Genomic DNA, 18,950 nt, shown 5'->3' on the forward strand with positions numbered 1-18,950 from the left:
GCGGCTCAGCGCGTGCCCAGCAACAACCGCAGACGATCCAGCTCGGCGCCGTAGCGCGCGGCCAGCGCCGGCTCACGCAGCCAGCGCTGGCGCTGCAATGCCGTACGCACCGGCGTCGACTCGTGCTGGAAGCCCAGGCAGGCCGAGTCATATTCAAGCCCGCAGAACGCCAGCAGCCGGCGCACTCCGGCCTCGGGCTCGGCCAGCAACGCCTCGTAGTCGTGCTGAAGGAAACGCCCGGGAAACAGCCGCTGCCAGTGCCGGCCGAGCCGCTCGTGATCGCGCCAGTAGCTGGCGATGTCGTCCAGGTCGTAACTGAAGTCGTGGCCGCTGGCGAACAGCTGGCGGTAGCAGGCGAAACAGGTTTCCAGCGCGTCGCGGCGGCAGTGCACCACCCGCGCGCCCGGCAGCATCGCCAGCGCCACGCCGATCACGCGCCCGTTCAGCCGGTTCGCGTCGATGAAGCGCGGCCGGTCGCGGTGCCCATGCCCGATGCGCGCCAGGTAATCCCGGCCCAGCCGTGCCCAGTCCGCGGGCGTGGCCGCGCCGACCCACTGCAGCAGTGGCTGCCCGCGCCGGACCGACTCCTCGCTGATCACCCGCTGCAACTCGGGCGACTCGTCGACGCCGCCCACGTCCGGGTGCGCTGCCAGGATCTGCCCGGCCAGCCCGGCACCGGCGTGCGGCAGCGCCATCAGCAAGATCACCTGCTCGCCCAGCGCGGCATCCGCCGCCCCGGCCAGCGGTTCGGCGAACGCCGCGAGCATGGCGTCGATGCGCGCACGCATACCCGCCGCGTTCCAGTTCAGCTGCCGGTGCCGCCATGCATTGGCCTTGCGTAGCGTGCGGAAGGCCGCGCGGTAATCGCCCTGGTCCTCCAGCGCGCGGGCCAGCGCGAAGCCGAGCTGGATGCGCGCGTGCGGCGTCGGCTGCGGCGCCTGCAAGGCTTGCTGCAAACGGGCCACGTCATCCTTGCCGAAATGCTCGGCGTCCAGCGCGGAGAGGCCGGCCCAGGCTTCCGGGTGGCCGGGCTGGCGTTGCAGCACCTCGCGATAGTTCGCGGCCGCCTGGGCGCTGGCGCCGAGGCTGGCCTGCGCCGAGGCCAGCAGCAGCCGCGCCGCCAGATGCTCCGGATCGACATCCAGTGCGCGGTGCAGCGCGGTGATCGCCCCGGCCGGGCGGCCCTGCAGCTGGAACATGCGGCCCAGGTTGAACCATGCCGGGGCGAAGTCGGGCGCGAGTTCGCAGGCCCGCTGCAGCGTCGACAAGGCCGCCTCGTTCTCGCCCCTGGCCTGCAGCGAAATGCCCAGGCTGATGTGCAGCAGGGCGTCGCGCGGAGCCTTCGCCAGCGCCTCGCGCAGGATCGCCACCGCCTGTGCATGGTCGCCGCGCAGCTGCTGCAGCTGGGCCGACAGGCGCAGCGCCTCGATGCTGTCCGGCGCCAGCGCCCGCACCGCGGCCAGCGCCGTCTCGGCGCGAGCCAGCTCGTCCGCGGCCATCGCGTCACTGACCTCGTCGAGCAGCCGCACCGCCTCCGGCGACAAACCCGCAGCACGATCCCGCAACAGCGGATGCGCCTGCTTTGCCATCATCGTCGAAGGCCCCCTGTCTGCCATCGGTTTCGACGGCCAGCTTACGTGAGCGGGACGGCGGCATAAAGCGCCACCGGGCGACACCACTCCCTCCCGCCCCGGCTACGCATGGCAGAATCCCTCCATGCACACCTACCTGGTCGGCGGCGCGGTCCGCGACAAATTGTTGAGCCGCCCGGTGGTCGACCGTGACCACGTGGTGGTCGGCGCGTTGCCGGAGGAGCTGCTGGCGCTGGGCTACCGGCCGGTGGGCAAGGATTTCCCGGTGTTCCTGCATCCGGCAACCGGCGAGGAGTACGCGCTGGCGCGCACCGAGCGCAAGAGTGGGCGCGGCTACCACGGCTTCGTGTTCCAGGCCGACCCGACGATCACGCTGGAACAGGACCTGGCCCGCCGCGACCTGACCATCAACGCGATCGCCGAGGACGAACACGGCACGCTGACCGACCCGTTCGGCGGCGTGCGCGACATCGCCGCGCGCGTTCTGCGCCACGTCTCGCCGGCGTTTGCCGAGGACCCGGTGCGGGTGCTGCGGGTGGCGCGTTTCGCCGCGCGCTTCGCGCCGCTGGGTTTCAGCGTGGCCGCGGAAACCATGGCGCTGATGCGGCAGATGGTGGCTGACGGCGAGGTCGACCACCTGGTGCCGGAACGCGTGTGGGCGGAAACGCGCAAGGCGCTGGGCGAGCCGCATCCGTCAATGTTCCTGCGCGTGCTGCGCGAGGCCGGCGCGCTGGCGGTGCTGTTTCCCGAAGTCGACGCGCTGTACGGCGTGCCACAGCGCGCCGAGTTCCACCCGGAGATCGACACCGGCGTGCACGTGGAGCTGGTGCTGGACGCGGCGGCGCAACTCGCGCCGGGCAACGACGTGGTCGGCTTCTGCGCGCTGACCCACGACCTCGGCAAGGCGCTGACCCCGGCCGCGGAACTGCCGCGCCACATCGGTCACGAACATCGCGGCGTGGCGCCGCTGCGCACGCTGGCCGCACGGCTGAAGGTGCCGACCGAACACGCCGCGCTGGCCGAGCTGGTCTGCCGCGAGCACTTGAACGTGCATCGTGCGTTCGAGCTGAAGCCGGCTACGGTACTGAAGCTGCTGGGCGCGCTGGATGCGCTGCGCCGGCCGGCACGGCTGGAGCTTTTCCTCGCCGCCTGCGAGGCGGACCAGCGCGGCCGGCTGGGCCACGAGCACGACGCCTACCCGCAGGCGGATTACCTGCGCGCGGCCCGTGCTGCGGCCGCGGCGGTGGAGTCCGCCGACTTTGTCGCCCGCGGCCTGGCCGGCCCGGCGATCGGCCAGGCGATGGAGGCAGCGCGAGCCCACGCCATCGCCGTGCTGAAAACCCGGCGCTTGTGAAGAAAACCACTTCCTGTGGTTTTCTTCACGGTTGAAAAGTTCACAACCTCGAAGCCTTCACCAGGCGGATCCGCGGTATAAAGCCCGGATGACGACGCCCGCCGCGGGCATACGTCGATCCCTTCCTGCTGGAGTTGCCCGTGTCGAGTGCCTTCACCCCGACCTCTCCCCTGCGTCAACGCTTCCGTCCACTGTGGTGGCTGGCGATCACCTACCTGGCGATCTCGTTCGCCACCCGCGTGGTGCTGCTGGTCATGTCCGGCAGCGAGGTGCCGCACACGCCGCTGAACCTGCTGTACGCGTTCGGCGTGGGGCTGGGCTACGACCTGGTCACCTGCATCTACGTGGCGTGGCCGCTGGTGCTGTTCCTGTGGTTCGTGCCGACGCGCTCCGGGCGCATGCCGGGGCTGTGGCGCTGGCTGTTGTCTGCCGCGGCGCTGGTGCTGACCTGCGCGATCTGCCTGGGCGTACTGCACCTGATGTACCACGCCACGCTCAAGACCACCTGGCCGGCGTTGCTGCCGTTCCTGTTCGTGTTGCCGCTGACGGCGTTCACCTATACCTCGCGCGCCGGCCAGTGGGTGCTGTACGGCTTCGCCCTGCTGCTGCTGTACGGACTGCTGTTCGTGGCGGCGTCCGAGCTGGTGTTCTGGAACGAGTTCGGCGTGCGCTTCAACTTCATCGCGGTGGACTACCTCGTCTACACCACCGAGGTGATCGGCAACATCCGCGAGTCCTATCCGATCGGCCGCTGGCTGGCCCTGCTGGCAGTGGTCGCGCTGGTGCTGTTCGCGCTCGGCCGGCGCACCCTGCGCGCGCGCGATGACGGCAGCCGCTTCTGGCAGCGCGGCAAGGTGGCCCTGCTGTGGCTGGTGTTGACGGTGATCTCGGTCGCCGCGGTGAACGGCGGCATGAAGGACCGCAGCGGCAACAACTACGTCAACGAACTGGCCGGCAACGGCATCTACCAGTTCTTCAACGCGTTCCGCAGCAGCCACCTCGACTACGCGAAGTTCTACCGCACGCTGCCGGACGACGAGGCGTTCCGCCGCGTGCGCGAGATGCTGAAGACACCCGAGGCGACCTACGTCAGCGACGATCCGCGCGACCTCACCCGCGCGATCCGCCACGCCGGCCCGGAAAAACGCCTCAATGTGGTGCTGATCAGCGTGGAGAGCCTGTCCGGCGACTACCTGGGCACGTTCGGCAACCAGGACCACATCACGCCGTACCTCGATGCGCTGGTCGGCCAGAGCCTGTTCTTCGACAACCTCTACGCCAACGGCACGCGCACCGTGCGTGGGCTGGAAGCGCTGTCGCTGTCGGTGCCGCCCACGCCCGGCGATTCGCTACTGAAGGAGCACCACAACGAGAACCTGTTCTCGCTGGCCAGCGTGTTCAACGACCGCGGCTACCAGTCGGACTTCGTCTACGGCGGTTACGGCGAGTTCGACAACATGAACTATTTCTTCAGCCACAACGGCTATCGCGCGGTCGACCGGCGCGACATCCCGAAGACCGCCACGATCCACAGCGAGAATGTGTGGGGTGTGGCCGACGAGGACCTGTACACGCTGGCGCTGGCCCAGATGGACCAGATCCACGGCGAGGGCAAGCCGTTCTTCCTGCACATCATGACCACCTCCAACCACCGCCCGTTCACCTTCCCGGAAAGCCGCGTGAAGCAGGCCAACGGCACCCGCCAGGGTGCGGTGGCGTACACCGACTGGTCGATCGGCGACTTCATCAAGCGCGCGCGGGAGAAGTCGTACTTTGACGACACCGTGTTCGTGATCACCGCCGACCACTGCGCCTCCAGCGCGGGCAAGACCAGCGTGCCGGTAAACCGTTACCACATTCCGTTGTGGATCTACGCACCGAAGCACATCCCGCCACAGCGGGTGGATCGCCTGATGGGCCAGGTCGACATCGTGCCGACCCTGCTCGGCCTGCTCAACTTCAGCTACCGCTCGCGCTTCTTCGGCTACGACCTGTTCCAGCTCGAACCCGGCCGCGAGCGCGCCTTCCCGGCCACCTACGAGAAGCTCGGCTACCTGCACGACGACGTGCTCACCGTGCTGGAACCCGGCCGCAAGCTGGAGCAGATGAAGCCGGACTACGCCACCGGTGACGCGGTGCCGCTGGTGCCGCAGAACGAGGAACAGATCGCCCAGACGATTGCCTACTACCAGGTGGCCAGCGAGCTGTTCAAGCGCGGCCAGCTGCTGCGCCGGCCGACCGACGCGACGCCGGTGGAACCGCTGCCGGCAGCGGCCGGTTCGGTGCCTGCGCCCACCGGCTCGACGGCGGCGCCGGCAACGGCTGGCTCAGTCCCCGCGCTGGCGCACTGACCACCCTTCCACGCTCGCCAGCACGCTGGCGAGCGGCGTGCGCAGCAGCAGCAGCGCGATGACGATGCCGGCGCCATCGGCCAGCACGTCCAGCGCATCGGCGTCGCGCGGCGGGTCCAGCCACTGCGCGAACTCGATGAAGATGCCGAAGGCCAGACAGCCCAGCGCGGCCCAGCCGCGCGGGCGGCGTGCGCGGTAGACGTTGCCCCACCAGCCCATCAGGCAGGTGAAGGTGGTCGCGTGCAGCAGCTTGTCGCCATACGGGAACGCCAGCGTGATGCCCGGGTCCGGCGTCAACGCCATCCACAGTGTCCACAGCATGATCGCGCCACCCAGCGCGACCCAGGCGCGATGCCAGCGCAGCCGTACGGACGTCTGGACGTCCATCGCATGGATCAAAGCCGGCCGCCCTGGTCGGCGGCGAGCAGCTCGGCTGGCAGCGGCAGCGCGTCGAGGCCGCGCGCCAGCAGCATGGCCTGGAAGCGCTCACCCATCTGCTCGGGCAGCATCAGCCGCTTCGCCTGCTGCGCCAGCCGGTAGCGGCCGTGCTCGTCGGCGATCGCCGCGTGCTCGCGCTCGAACACATCCTGCAATCCCGCGCCGATCAGGAACTGCGCCTGCGGCAGGTAGCCCGCCACGCCGAAGCCGGCGCTGTTGCCGGCCTCGGCCAGCGCGGTGAAGTCGACCGAGGCGGTGAGGTCGTTCATGCCCGGCAGGTACAGCGGATCGTCGTGCGCGTGGTGGCGGTAGTGCGCCATCAAGGTGCCGTCGTCGCGCTCGGGCAGGTAGTATTCGCGGCGCACGTAACCGTAGTCGACGAACAGCATCAACCCGGCGACCAGCGAACTGGCGATAGCCTGGATCCAGTACGGCAGCTGCGGCAGGACCTCCGAACGGTAGCCATCGACGAATTCGACGCCGAGGTCGCGTTCGATGTGGCGCACGGCGGCCGCCACCAGTGCATCGGCGGGACGGTCGACGCGCATCAGGCGGCCTTCGCCATCCAGCACGACGTATTCCTCGTAGACCTCGCCCTGGCGCATCGCGAAGCGCGTGGCCGGCAGCGCGTCGATCACCTCGTTGGCAAACAGCACACCGCGCCAGTCCTGTTCGGGTGGGCGATCCAGCCATTGCACGCGGGCGTTGAGCTCGGCCGGCAGGTGCGCCAGCAGGCGTTCGCGCTGGCGCTCGCGCAGGTCGGCGCTGGGCTCCAGGATCAAATACTGCCGCGGCAGCGTGCCGCCCGCCGCCAGCGCCTTCAGCGCCGCCTCGGCAAACGCGCCGCTGCCGCCGCCCAGTTCGAGGAAGTCCGCCTCGTCGCCCAGCATCGCCAGCACCGGCTGCACCGCGTTGACCACGCAACCGGCGAACAGCTCACCCAGCTCCGGCGCGGTGACGAAATCGCCGGCCGCGCCGAACTTGGTACGGCCGGCGCTGTAATAGCCCAGCCCTGGCGCGTACAGGCAACGCTCCATGTACTGCGAGAACGGCATCGGCCCGTGCGAGACAATCTGCTCGCGCAGCAGCTGCAGCAGGCGGTCGGAATGGGCGCGCTCGTCGGCGCTCGGTTCGGGGAGGCGGGATGGCATGGCGGTTGCCGATCATGAAAACGCGGCAAGCATAGCGGATGGACTGCAGCTCACAGCCTCCATCGGTGGGATCCGACGTCCGCGATGCATGGATGCGGCTCGCCGCTCCTGCCGTTCCTTTTCCCCATTCCCGTCCCTCAGAAATCCTTCTGCAGGCTGAGGTACACGCCGCGGCGCGGGCCGAACTGCGGCGCACCCACGCCGATGCCGCTGCCGTCACGCAGTTCGTACGTGCGATCCAGCGCGTTGACCAGCGCCAGCTGCGCGTGCAGCTGGCCGAGACCGTCGAATGCAAAATCGTGCGCGACGTTGAGGTTGAGCTGGAAGTACGCCGGCAGCGAGGCGCCGTTCGGCACGTTGCCGTCCTTGCGCAGGCCGCTGCCAAACAGGTAGTCGGCGCCGACCCGGGTGCTGTCGTTCAACGCATAGTTGACGCCGCCGGACGATGTCAGTTTCTGGTCGTGGTCGAGGAAGATCCAGTGGCTGTTGACGTAGGCCAGGTCGTCCGGCGCGAAGTTGTACTGGCTGGTGATGATGCGCTTGCCGATCGCCTTGCCGAGCGACGCGTTGAAGTAGGCCGACAGTGGCCCCTGCTCGTAGTTGACGGTGAACTCCAGGCCCTTCACCCGGCCCGCGGCGTAGTTGAAGGTGGAGTAGACCAGGGCGGAGCCGAACTGGCCCTCGTCCTGCAGGCGCTGCACCTTGCGGTAGTACGCGTCCACGCCGACCGTCCAGGCCGAGCCGAGGTTCTGCGAGATGCCGGCGTCGAAATAGTCCGAGCGCTCGGCCAGCGGCGTGTTGTTGCCGGTGTCCGCCACGGCGTTGGTGGTGCCGTTGAACTTGGCGATGTTCGAGCTGGCGATCATCTCGGTCGCCGGCGGGGTGAAGTAGCGCGAATAGCCGGCGTGCACGGTGGTGCTGCCGGTGGCCTGCCAGACCAGGCCCAGGCGCGGGCTCAGCTGGCTTTCGGTGCGCGCCAGCTGGTAGCGGTCGCCGCGCAGGCCGTAGTTCAGCGTCCAGTTGTCGCCGATGCTCCACTCGTCCTGCACGTAGGCCGACCAGGTTTTCGCGATGAGGCGGCTGTTGTCGAGGATGTTGAGCGGCGTGGTGCTGGCCTGGTTGCCGTCGGCGTCGGCCGGGAACACCCATGCGTCGTTGCCGCTGACCGCGCGCTCGAAGCTGCCGTAGATGCCGTAGCGCAGCGTGTGGCGGTCGCCCATCGGCATGGCGAAGTCGGCCTGCAGGGTGCTGGCGCGATTGCTGCGGGTGACGTCGGAGGCGACGCCGTTGAACATCAGCTCGCCGATGCGGTCCGGCGCGTAGGCGAGGCGGCTGTAGCGCTGGCCCACCGACACCTGGTAATCGGTCGCACCCAGCTTGCCCTGCAATGCCAGCACGCCGAAGCGGGTGTTCTCGCGCTGGCGTTCGTCGAGGTTGGCGGAATTGAAGTCGACTCGGTCGAGGTAGCCGAACTGCGGCGCCTGGTTCGGGTTGTTTGGGATCTGGAAGCGGTTGTTGGCGACGCCGAACAGGAAGCTCAGGCGGGTGTCGTTGTCGATCAGGTAGCTGACGTCGCCGAAGCCCTTCACCTGGTTGGTGTGGTCGTGGATCGGCTTTTTGCTCGGCGTGGGATTCTCGATGCCGGCATCGTTTTCCATGTAGTTGCCGGTGAAGAACCAGCTCCAGCGATCGTTGCTGCCCCACACCGACACGTTCGGGTTCAGCGTGGCGTTGCTGCCGCCGGTGATGCCCACGCTGCCGCCGTTGCCGAGGTCGTGGCCGCTCTTCGTGGTGATGTCGACCACCGCCGCCGTGCGCAGGCCGTATTGCGCCGGCAACGCGCCGTCGAGCAGCTTCACGTTGTCGATTGTGCGCGCATCGAGACTCTGGCCGAAGCCGCCGATCGACTCGGGAATGATCACGCCGTTGATGCGGTATTGCAGGTTAGCGTGGTCGCCGCGCACATGCAGGCCGCCGTAGGAATCCTGCACCACCCCCGGCGCCTGCAGCAGCACCTGGTTCATCGGCGTGGACGCGCCCAGCGGCAGCTGCGCGATCGCCTGGTGGTCGATCACGTACTGGCTGCTGCCGGTATCCGGCGACAGCGCATTGCGCGCCTGGTCCAGCGCGGCCGAAACCGAAACCGCGCCCAGGTCCTGCACCTTGGCCGGCTGCCTGTTGCGGCTGCCGCCGTCGGCCGGGTCGTCCCCGTTCGCGGTGACGGCGGCATTCATCGCCGGCGTCGTATCGGTGGCGTGGACGGTGGCCGTGCCCAGGGCAATGGCGAGACTCAAGGCGAGCAGGGAAGGTTTCATCGGCAGTTCCGGCAAAGGTAAATGAGGATGCTTATTTTGTTATGTTATAACATAACTTGAAAATGCTCTGCCCCACCTGCGCCAGAGGTCATGCCTGCCGGCGAGACCGTTGATCCCCGCTTCATGCGGCGGCTCTAGACTGCCGGGACACGTGCCGCGTCCAGCGCCCGATATGTCCCACGGAGCCACGCATGAGCCCGCGCAGCCAGCAGGTACCCGCCGTCATCGCACCGGTCGAGCACGGCCGGATCGCCGAGGCGATCCTGGATTTCGTCAGCCAGGTGCCCGACAGCAGGGTCGGCAACAGCAAAGACCCCTCCGGCGAGGCGCGCCGACTGGCCAGTCGCGCCGCCCAGCGCGCCGCGCTCACCGCCGGCTCGCTGGCCTTGCCGCCGGGGCCCCTGGGCTGGTTGACCCTGCTGCCCGAGCTGATCGCGATCTGGAAGATCCAGGCACAGATGGTCAGCGACATCGCCGCCGCCTACGGCCTCCACGCCACGTTGGGCCGCGAGCAGATGATGTGGTGCCTGTTCCGCCACACCGCGGCGCAGGCGTTCCGCGACCTGGTGGTGCGCCTGGGCGACCGGCTGGTGTTCCGGCGCATGTCTTACGGCGTGGCCCAGCGCGTGGCGAAACAGGTCGGCGTCAAGCTGAGCCAGCGCACGCTCAGCAAGGGTGTCTCGCGCTGGCTGCCGGTGATCGGTGCGCTCGGCGTCGGCGCCTACGCGTACTACGACACCGGGCAGGTTGCCGCCACCGCGATCGAGCTGTTCGAGAGCGAGGTCACGCTGGAGGATGGCGACACCGACGCGGTGAAGGCGGGGCCGCAGGCCAGGCCCCGCCGCCGGGTGGCGGACAGCCTGATCGACAAGGCTGTGGCCGGCGCCGCACGCAGGGTCGCCAGCACCGCGCGCAAGGCAGCCAACCGGAAACCGCGCAAGCCGCCGGCGGACTGAGCGCCGCAGCGGATGACGCGACTCCGGCTTTGCGGCAAGCTGGGGCTTGTGCAATCGCTGGAGCCGTCCGATGCCGCCACGCCACGATCGTCCCGTTGCGCTGATCACCGGCGCCGGCCGCCGCGTCGGCGCGGTGATCGCACGCACCCTGCATGCGGCCGGCTACGACCTCGCCCTGCACTACCGCCACTCCGCCGACGACGCCCGCACGCTGGCCGACGAACTGGAACGGCAGCGCGGCGGCAGCACCCTGCTGCTGCAGGCCGAACTGGCCGATCTGCCCGCCTTGCCGGCGCTGATCGAACAGCTGCTGGCGCACTACGGCCGGCTCGACGCGCTGGTCAACAACGCCTCGGCGTTCTTCCCCACGCCGCTGGGCACGGCGACGCCGCAGCAGTGGGACGCGCTGTTCGCCTCCAACGCACAGGCGCCGTTCTTCCTCAGCCAGGCGGCGATCCCGGCACTGCGCGAAGCGCGCGGCGGCATCGTCAACATGGTCGACATCTACGCCGAGCGGCCGCTGGCGGAACACCCGCTGTACTGCATGGCGAAGGCCGCACTGGCCGCGATGACCCGCTCGCTGGCGCTGGACCTGGGCCCCGCGATCCGCGTCAACGGCGTGGCGCCCGGCGCCGTGCTGTGGCCCAGCGACGGCAAGCCGTACGCCGACCAGCAGGCGATGCTGGCACGCACGCCGTTGCAGCACGCCGGCACGCCCGAGGATGTCGCCGGTGCGGTGCTGTGGCTGCTGCGCGATGCGCCGTTCGTCACCGGTCAGATCATCCGGGTGGACGGCGGGCGCACCTTGTCGGTGTGAATCAGCGCTTCGGACGGAACGCCGATTCCAGCAGCGCCTGGTCGAAGCCGACGCTGGCCTCGCCCGCTTCCGCGTAGCGGTACAGCGCGGCCGAGTAGATGCCCTGCAGCGACGCCTGGACCAGCCCGAGCAGGGTCAGCCCCAGCACTACCACGGTCACCGCCAGCACGATCGCCACGGCCGACTGCAGCGCGACCGCGCCGCCGATCAGCACCGCACCCAGCAGCACCGCCAGCACCATCAGCAGGCCGAACACCACGCCGATCCCGCCGTTGCCGATCAGGTTCTCGCCCCAGCTGCGCTTGAGCAGTTCCACGCTGCGCTTGACCGCGTCGACCGGACCCACGTCCTGGCTGGCCAGGATCGGCACCACCAGGAAGGTGGCCACGGTCCAGGCCAGGCCGATGAAGCCGACCACCAGCCGACCGATCAGGCCCAGGCGCTCCTGGACCATGCGCAGCAGCAGGCCGACGGTGGCGGCGATCAACGCGTAGCCGAGGATCTGCGGCAACTTCGCGCGGGCCAGCGCGAAGCCGGTGCCCACGCTGGTCGGCTCGCCGCGCAGGTGCATCAGCGCCACGCCGGTCAGCGCGGTCTGGAAGAAGATGATCACGAAATACTGCACCAGGTAGAAGCCGAACATCAGCAGGTAGGCACCCGCGGACATGCCCTGCCCGAACTGCTGCCCGGCGTGCTCGTTGCCGATCACCATCACCCCGACCGGGATCAGGAAACTGGCCGCCACCAGCAGCGTGCACAACCCCGACAACAACGGAAACACCAGCAACGACTTGTCCGAACGCAACACCGCCGCGCTCGCCTTCAGCAACGCCCAACTGCGTGCAAATTTACCGGCCATGCGTATCTCCCCCTTCGTCCGTGGATCGTGAGTGCGCCCTTTCTAGCACCCGTCGCACGCGCGCGACAGTGTGCTTCGCTCAGTCCGGCAGCGATTCGGCCTGCAGCGGCTCGCGCTCCGCCGGGAACGCCGCCCACAACTCGGCCATGCTCAGCCCGCTGACGGGATGCCGCAACGCCGGCGCGATGTCCGCGATCGGCCGCAGCACAAACGCATGCTGCAGTTCCTTGCGCGGAATCTGCAGGTGGCCGGGGCCGTCGAGCACCAGCGCGTCGTAGAACACGATGTCGATGTCCAGCGTGCGGTCCGCATAGCGCGGCACGTCGCGGCGGCGGCCGTGGCGGTCTTCCAGCGCGTGCAGCCAGTCATTCAGCGCTTCGGGCGACAGCTCGGTGTCCAGCCCCACCGCCAGGTTGACGAAGTCCGCACCGTCGAAGCCCACCGACTTGCTGCGATATGCCGGCGACACCGTGAGCTCGCCGAAGCGCGCGCGCAACTCGACGATCGCCGCGGGCAGATAGCGGCGCGGTTCAAGATTGGAGCCCAGGCTGAGGTAAACCCGTGCCATCAGGACGTTCGCGCACCACGCTCGATGCACACGCCGACCGCCTTCGCGCCGCGCACCGCACCCGGCTTGGACAGCTTCAGGCGCACCCAGGCCACGCCGAACTCCTCGCGGATGATCACCGCGCAGCGCTCGGCCAGCGTCTCGACCAAGCCGAAGCTGGACGCGCCCACGTAATCGATAAGGCGCTTCGACACGTCCTTGTAGTTCAGCGTCAGCGCGATGTCGTCGCTGCCCGCCGGCACCGTGTTGTCGAACGCCATCTCGATGTCGAACGCCAGCGTCTGCCGCACCCGGCGCTCCCAGTCATAGATGCCGATGACGGCGTCGATGCGCAGGTCTTCGATGAAAACGGTATCCATGGCGGTGATCTGTGGGGCGACAAGCCATACAGGGTCGGCGAGCCGGCGTGCGGATGCAAGTCGTCGCGCCAGAGGTTGACGCACGCCATTTTCGAATGTATATATTTAACTATTATATTAAATGATTAATTACTCATCGCCGCCGACCGTATCTTCGAAGCCCTCGCCTCCCGTCCACGCCGGGAAATCCTCGCCTACCTGTCCGCGCAGGAACTGACCGCCGGCGAGATCGCCAGCCGCTTCTCGATGAGTGCCCCGGCGATCTCGCGGCACTTGTCGGTACTGGATGCCGCCGGCCTGGTCAGCAGCGAGCGCCGCGGCCAATTCGTCGTCTATCGGCTCAACCAGGACAGCCTGGTGAACACGCTGACCGGCTTCGCGTTCGAGATCTGCCCCACGGCCGGCCCGCTGAAGCGCGAGTCGCGCAAGCTGGCCACGAAGAAACAGGGCGCCTGAGCAAGGACGCGCGGACCGGATCCGGAGCAAGGGGAACCCGATGGCAACGCAAACCAGACAGATACGGACCTTTCCATCCACGCAGATCCCTTCTTCATCCGGCGGACTGCCGGTGGAAGTCTCGCTGATCGCGCAACTCGGGCACGGCGCCGGCGATCAGCTATTTGCCGCTTCGCTGGTACGCCAGCAGGCCCATGCCGACTTCATCGACGAGCTGGACGAACCTTCCGCCCGGCTCGGCGGCACCCACCTGTCCAGCGGCGACGCGACGTCGCTGTATTCGTTCACCGTCGGCGCGAAAGGACATCCGTTCCACCGCCATGCCGGGCATCGCGTGTTCACCGCGATCTCGGGCAGCGGCGGTGCGCAGCTGCGATTCTCCACGGCTACACCGGCACAGCTGGAGCAGGATCCGCACAGCTTCATTCGGGCCTTGCGCCACATCAATATCCCGGCGGACTGCCTGTTCACCGTGAGATTCGGCGGCGATACCTGGCATCAGTTCGCCCCACTCGCGAAGCACTCGCTGCACCCGGCCTTCTTCGCCTTGTCGTGCCATACCAACGAACTCGGTGGCGACCTGCCGGATACGCTGCGCGAGCAGGTGCGAGCCGATGCCGCAAGCATCCCTGCGCTCACCGTGCTGCTGCCGGCCGAGGTCAGCGATCTGCTGCGCAACATCCCGGCCGGCCGGCTGCATGTGCCGACCACGTGGCTGTCGCTGGATGCGCCACCCGGCACGCCGCGGGGCCTGTTGTGCAAATCCGTGCGCTGCGTCGCGGGGTTGATCCGCGGCGGATGGGCTGCATGGCGACGCACGAGCGGATTTCTCGGCGAAAACGGCGGCCGGCTTGCCATCACCGAACTCGATCATCTTCCTGCCGACAGCATGCTTGCGCAGCAGCTGACCGGCGCGCCGCACCACCATCAGGACATGTTCGGCCTCACGCTCGCCCGCAGGGATGTCGCAAGCAACAGCGCCACGATTCTGTTGAGCCAGCTGCTGGACGGATTCCTGAGCCATCCGCCAGCCGGCGTCTCGCGCATGATGGCGCTGCGCAACCTGCTGGTGAAACCGATCGGCCTGCGCACCTCGCCGCTGGGCTGCCCGGTATCGTCGCTGCTGTCGTCGCCCGGGGGGCAGTTGTTCGACCGGCGCCATCCGGTGCTGGACCAGGCCATCGCCCACGACGACAGCCGCGCACAGGTGATCCTCGGCGCCGACGACAAGCACCTGGTCTTCCGCTCCTGCGTCGGCGTAAAGGTGTTCGGCTCCCGTGTGGAGATCACCCTGGGCACCCGTGTGCGATGCAGGAACCTGTTCGGTCGCGTGTACATGGCAGCGATCGATCACGTGCACCGCGCGTACGTCGCGCCCACCATGCTGCGGACGGCAGTCGAGCATGCGTTTCCGCTGGCGGAATCTGGCGACAAGCCGCAAGCATTCCTGCTTCCGGGCTAGGATCGCGGCGGCCGGGACGCATCGGGCACGCTGCGACCGCAGCAGGCGCCCGGCATTGATGCGATCATGGCGCATGACTTCGTTCACCTCGCTCCCACTCAAACCCGCCCTGCTCGCCAGCGTGGAAACCCTCGGCTACACGGAGATGACCCCGGTGCAGGCGCAAAGCCTGCCGCCGATGCTGCAAGGGCGCGACGTGATCGCGCAGGCGCAGACCGGCAGCGGCAAGACCGCGGCGTTCGGGCTGAGCCTGCTGCAGGCGCTGGACGCGGACACGATCCGGCTGCAGGCGCTGGTGCTGTGCCCCACCCGCGAGCTGGCCGACCAGGTCAGCAAGGCGATCCGCAAGCTGGCGGCGAACATCCCGAACGTGAAGCTCCTGACCCTGTGCGGCGGCATGCCGCTGGGGCCGCAGCTCGCCTCGCTCACCCACGATCCGCACATCGTGGTCGGCACCCCCGGTCGCGTGCAGGAACACCTCAAGCGCGGCAGCCTGCACGGCGGCGGCATCAAGGTGCTGGTGCTGGACGAAGCCGACCGCATGCTCGACATGGGTTTCAGCGAGGCAATCGACGACATCATCGGGCGCATCGCGAAGCACCACCAGACCCTGCTGTTCTCCGCCACGTATCCGGACGAGATCCGTGCGGTGAGCCAGCGCGTGCAGAAGGACCCGGTGGTGGTCACGGTGGAGGCGCCGGCCGAGCAGAAACCGGCGATCGAGCAGCAGTTCATCGAGGCGGAGCCGGCGCAGAAGCCCGATGCGCTGGCGCAGCTGCTCGCCGGTGAACGTGGCCAGCACGCGCTGGTGTTCTGCAACATGCGTCGCGACGTCGACGCGGTGGCGCAGGAGCTGGACCACCGCGGTTACTCCGCGCTGGCCCTGCATGGCGACATGGAGCAGCGCGACCGCGACGAGGTGCTGGTGCGCTTCGCCAACCGCAGCTGCAACGTGCTGGTGGCCACCGACGTGGCCGCGCGCGGGCTGGACATCGCCGCGCTGCCGCTGGTGCTGAGCTACGACGTCGCGCACGACCCGGACACCCACACCCACCGCATCGGCCGCACCGGCCGCGCCGGCGAATCCGGCCTGGCGATCACGCTGTGCACGCCGCGCGAGCGGCCGAAGGCGGCGAACATCGAGGAACTCGGCGGCACGCCGCTGCCGTGGCGTACGCTGAAACTCGCGCCGCCGCGCGGCAAGACCCTGCACCTGGCGCCGATGAAGACGCTGGTGATCGACGCCGGCCGCCAGGACAAGCTGCGCCCCGGCGACATCCTCGGCGCGCTCACCGGCGATGCCGGTCTGGAGGCGAAGGACATCGGCAAGATCGACGTGTTCGCCACCCGCGCCTATGTGGCGATCAGCCGCGCACTGGCGAACAAGGCACTGGAGCGCCTGCGCGCGGGCAAGATCAAGGGCCGCAACTTCCGCGTGCGTCCGCTAGGCTAGGCACCCCGACTCCCGGAAGCCGATCCGATGCCGCGCTGGTCCGTCCGCCTCCTCGCCTTCGCCCTGCTCGCCGGCAGCGCTGCCGCGCACGCCGCCGACATCCCGGTCTACGGCTACCGGATCGTGCACGCCTATCCGCACGACACCGGCGCCTATACCGAGGGGCTGTTCTACAAGGATGGCTACCTCTACGAAAGCACCGGCCAGGTCGGCCAGTCGACCGTGCGCAAGGTGGCGCTGGAGACGGGTGAAGTGCTGCAGCGCCACCGCCTGCCGAAACAGTACTTCGGCGAAGGCATCGTCGACTGGAAGGACCGCCTGGTGCAGCTCACCTGGCAAAGCGGCACCGGCTTCGTCTACAACCTGGCCAGCTTCACGCCGCAACGCAATTTCAGCTACCCCGGCGAAGGCTGGGCGCTGACCCGCGACGACACGCACCTGTACATGAGCGACGGCACACCGGTGCTGCGCGTGCTCGATCCGGACACGCTCGAGGTGGTGCGCCGCATCCACGTCACCGCCGACGGCGAGCCGGTGCACAACCTCAACGAGCTGGAGTGGGTCGACGGCGAGATCTACGCCAACGTGTGGCTCACCGACCGCATCGCGCGGATCGACCCGGCCAGCGGCCACGTGATCGGCTGGATCGACCTCAGCGGCCTGTTCGACATCAACCGGCTGCCGAACCCCGAGGACGACGTGCTCAACGGCATCGCCTGGGACGCGCAGCGCAAGCGCCTGTTCGTCACCGGTAAATGCTGGCCACAGCTGTTCCAGATCGAACTGGTGAAGCAGCCCTCGCACTGAGCCCAGGCAACGTCAAAGCGCGTCGAGATGCACCGGCCGCGCCTGCGGCACGTCATCGTCGCCCAGCGTGGCCGCCACGCCTTCGCGCGGCTGATGGCTACGCGCCCAGCAGCCGGCGCGCGGCCGCGCGGCCGGCGAGCAGGCCGCTGGCGAAGCAGGCAGTGAGCAGGTAGCCGCCGGTGGGCGCCTCCCAGTCCAGCATCTCGCCGACGCAGAACACGCCGGGGCGGGCGCGCAGCATCAGGTCTTCATCCAGCGCTTCCAGCCGCACGCCGCCAGCGGTGCTGATCGCCTCGGCGACCGGCCTTGGTGCGCGCAAACGCAGCGGCAAGGCCTTCAGTTGCGCGGCCAGCGCCAGCGGATCGGCCAGGGTGGGCTTGTCGGTGAGTTCGAACACCAGCGCGCACTTCGCCTTGTCCAGCCCGGCGCGGCGGCGCAGCCAGTCACCGAGGCTATGCCGGCCGCGCGGCGCGGCCAGACGTCCGGCGAGTACGGCCTCGCTGTAGCCGGGCACCAGGTCCAGTTGCAGCAAAGCTTCGCCGTGTTCACGGATCTGCTCACGCAGCTCGGCGCCGATCGCATAGACCAGGCTGCCCTCGATGCCGTACTCGCTGAGCACGCATTCGCCCTGGCGCGAATGGCCCACGCCGTGGCGGTCGATCCAGTGCGCCACCACCGGTTTCAACGGGGCGCCGGCGAAGCGGGTGGCCAGATGCTCGCTCCATGCCAGCTCGAAGCCGCAGTTCGCCGGCTGCAGTGGCGCAAGGTCGACGCCGGCCTGCCGCAGCGGCGCCACCCAGGCGCCATCGGAACCCAGCTGCGGCCAGCTGGCGCCGCCGAGCGCGAGCACCGTCGCCGCGGCCGCCACCGTGCGCTCGCCCTGTGCCGTGGCGAAGTGCAGCGCGCCATCGTCGTTCCAGCCCAGCCAGCGATGGCGCAGGTGGAACGTCACGCCGGACTCGCGCAGGCGGCGCAGCCAGCCGCGCAGCAACGGCGCCGCCTTCAGGTCGGAGGGAAACACCCGGCCGGAGCTGCCGGCGAAGGTCTCCACGCCGAGCCCGCGCGCCCAGGCGCGCAACGCCTCCGCGTCGAACGCGTCGAGCCAGCGTCCCACCTCGTCGCGACGCGCGCCGTAGCGCTCGACAAAACGGGCGCGCGGCTCGCCGTGGGTGAGGTTGAGGCCGCCCTTGCCGGCCAGCAGGAATTTCCGCCCGACAGAACCTTTCGCGTCGTACAGGTCGACCGCCACGCCAGCCGCGCAGGCGGCCTCCGCCGCCATCAGTCCCGCCGGACCGCCGCCGATGATCGCCAGTCGGGGAGAAGCTGTCCGGGTCATCCGCGCATGGTCGCATGCCGCCCGCACGCCATGCACGGATGGATGACGCCACACGCCACGACCGACCGGGCCGGAGTCCGCAAGTCCGAGCCAACTGAATCAGAAATAAACTGGATAACCCCATCGAGGCGGATTTATGCGGTTTATCGCCGGCGCGATTATCGCAAAATAACACGATACCTGCCGTGTCCGTTCCTGGAAAATCCGTCGAAACGCAGATAATTACGTATTCGCCAGCCTGATTCCGCATACGGGTGAACGATGCCGCCTCCCGCCCCGGTCGCCTGCAAACGCTTGGACCGGGCACGCGCCATGGCCATTCATCTGCTTGATATGAATGAAATAATATCACCATGCATGGTGCCGGCCACGAAATACATCCAGCGCCATTGCCCGGCATGCCGTGGCAACGACGATTATCGAAAATACCTGCGACTTAACCGCATCAACGTAATTCCATGATTATGTGACGGCAATCACCCATCATTTCAAAAAGTCCTATTGACTGGTTTCATCTGTAACTCATACCGTCGCCGCATCCGCCAATGGGGAGCTTGGCGGATGATCCTGCCGCCACGCCTCTGCAAGACCATTTCGATTCTGCATTCGGCCCTGAGGGAAAGCTGGGGGAGGGCCAGGCGCGAAGCACGGGATCGCAAGGCAATCCAAAAAACTC

16 protein-coding genes are annotated in these 18,950 nt (G+C 68.4%); 8 read left to right on the plus strand and 8 right to left on the minus strand.

Going from position 1 to position 18,950, the window contains the following annotated elements; translation table 11 throughout:
• Positions 1-5: 5 nt before the first annotated feature.
• Positions 6-1,592: a sulfotransferase gene (locus IMW82_RS09855; protein WP_211004366.1), complete on the minus strand. Its 1,587-nt coding sequence runs from the start codon at positions 1,590-1,592 to the stop codon at positions 6-8.
• A gap of 124 nt (positions 1,593-1,716) precedes the next feature.
• Here IMW82_RS09855 and IMW82_RS09860 point away from each other — a divergent pair, with 124 nt between their 5' ends.
• Both IMW82_RS09860 and IMW82_RS09865 read left to right on the plus strand, forming a co-directional pair.
• Positions 1,717-2,946, plus strand: a complete 1,230-nt coding sequence (locus IMW82_RS09860) for a multifunctional CCA addition/repair protein (RefSeq protein WP_211004367.1) — start codon at positions 1,717-1,719, stop codon at positions 2,944-2,946.
• Positions 2,947-3,086: 140 nt separating this feature from the next.
• Positions 3,087-5,297, plus strand: a complete 2,211-nt coding sequence (locus IMW82_RS09865; RefSeq protein WP_345777126.1) for an LTA synthase family protein — start codon at positions 3,087-3,089, stop codon at positions 5,295-5,297.
• On the opposite strand, the gene IMW82_RS09870 is transcribed toward IMW82_RS09865, so the two are convergent.
• The 3 genes from IMW82_RS09870 to IMW82_RS09880 form a co-directional block, all read right to left on the minus strand.
• Positions 5,274-5,684: a VanZ family protein gene (locus tag IMW82_RS09870; protein WP_211004368.1), complete on the minus strand. Its 411-nt coding sequence runs from the start codon at positions 5,682-5,684 to the stop codon at positions 5,274-5,276. The genes IMW82_RS09865 and IMW82_RS09870 overlap by 24 nt on opposite strands.
• An 8-nt stretch (positions 5,685-5,692) precedes the next feature.
• Positions 5,693-6,886 carry an SAM-dependent methyltransferase gene (locus IMW82_RS09875; protein WP_211004369.1) on the minus strand — a complete coding sequence of 398 codons (1,194 nt, stop codon included), beginning with the start codon at positions 6,884-6,886 and terminating at the stop codon, positions 5,693-5,695.
• A 137-nt stretch (positions 6,887-7,023) separates the two neighbouring features.
• Positions 7,024-9,201, minus strand: a complete 2,178-nt coding sequence (locus tag IMW82_RS09880; RefSeq protein WP_211004370.1) for a TonB-dependent receptor — start codon at positions 9,199-9,201, stop codon at positions 7,024-7,026.
• 191 nt (positions 9,202-9,392) lie between these two features.
• Here IMW82_RS09880 and IMW82_RS09885 point away from each other — a divergent pair, with 191 nt between their 5' ends.
• Positions 9,393-10,157 (plus strand): hypothetical protein, encoded by a 765-nt coding sequence (locus IMW82_RS09885; protein ID WP_108471775.1) that lies wholly within the window; start codon positions 9,393-9,395, stop codon positions 10,155-10,157.
• Between the two features lie 70 nt (positions 10,158-10,227).
• Entirely contained in the window at positions 10,228-10,974 is a 747-nt protein-coding gene (locus tag IMW82_RS09890; RefSeq protein ID WP_108471776.1) for a pteridine reductase, read from the plus strand.
• A 1-nt stretch (position 10,975) separates the two neighbouring features.
• Here the strand turns inward: IMW82_RS09890 and IMW82_RS09895 are convergent, their stop codons facing one another.
• The 3 genes from IMW82_RS09895 to folB all read right to left on the minus strand — a co-directional run bounded on the left by IMW82_RS09895 (position 10,976) and on the right by folB (position 12,760).
• Positions 10,976-11,833 (minus strand): DUF6159 family protein, encoded by an 858-nt coding sequence (locus IMW82_RS09895; protein WP_108471777.1) that lies wholly within the window; start codon positions 11,831-11,833, stop codon positions 10,976-10,978.
• A gap of 79 nt (positions 11,834-11,912) precedes the next feature.
• Positions 11,913-12,401, minus strand: coding sequence for a 2-amino-4-hydroxy-6-hydroxymethyldihydropteridine diphosphokinase (gene folK / locus IMW82_RS09900; RefSeq protein WP_108471778.1), 489 nt, complete (start codon positions 12,399-12,401; stop codon positions 11,913-11,915).
• Entirely contained in the window at positions 12,401-12,760 is a 360-nt protein-coding gene (folB, locus tag IMW82_RS09905; RefSeq protein ID WP_108471779.1) for a dihydroneopterin aldolase, read from the minus strand. Before folB ends, folK begins: the two co-directional genes overlap by 1 nt.
• Positions 12,761-12,895: 135 nt before the next feature.
• Between folB and IMW82_RS09910 the strand changes: the two genes are divergently transcribed.
• The 4 genes from IMW82_RS09910 to IMW82_RS09925 all read left to right on the plus strand — a co-directional run bounded on the left by IMW82_RS09910 (position 12,896) and on the right by IMW82_RS09925 (position 16,938).
• A complete protein-coding gene (locus IMW82_RS09910; protein ID WP_108471780.1) occupies positions 12,896-13,216 on the plus strand; it encodes a metalloregulator ArsR/SmtB family transcription factor in 321 nt (106 codons plus the stop codon).
• A 112-nt stretch (positions 13,217-13,328) separates the two neighbouring features.
• Positions 13,329-14,678: a DUF2867 domain-containing protein gene (locus tag IMW82_RS09915; protein ID WP_325051458.1), complete on the plus strand. Its 1,350-nt coding sequence runs from the start codon at positions 13,329-13,331 to the stop codon at positions 14,676-14,678.
• A 73-nt stretch (positions 14,679-14,751) separates the two neighbouring features.
• Positions 14,752-16,131, plus strand: coding sequence for an ATP-dependent RNA helicase DbpA (gene dbpA, locus IMW82_RS09920; protein ID WP_108471782.1), 1,380 nt, complete (start codon positions 14,752-14,754; stop codon positions 16,129-16,131).
• Positions 16,132-16,158: 27 nt separating this feature from the next.
• Complete coding sequence (locus IMW82_RS09925) at positions 16,159-16,938, plus strand: glutaminyl-peptide cyclotransferase (protein WP_108471783.1); 780 nt, start codon at positions 16,159-16,161, stop codon at positions 16,936-16,938.
• 97 nt (positions 16,939-17,035) lie between these two features.
• On the opposite strand, the gene IMW82_RS09930 is transcribed toward IMW82_RS09925, so the two are convergent.
• Positions 17,036-18,274: a TIGR03862 family flavoprotein gene (locus IMW82_RS09930; protein ID WP_108471784.1), complete on the minus strand. Its 1,239-nt coding sequence runs from the start codon at positions 18,272-18,274 to the stop codon at positions 17,036-17,038.
• Between the last annotated feature and the right edge of the window lie 676 nt (positions 18,275-18,950).

Source organism: Rhodanobacter sp. B2A1Ga4, from assembly GCF_018101315.1.
Taxonomy (GTDB): domain Bacteria; phylum Pseudomonadota; class Gammaproteobacteria; order Xanthomonadales; family Rhodanobacteraceae; genus Rhodanobacter; species Rhodanobacter thiooxydans_A.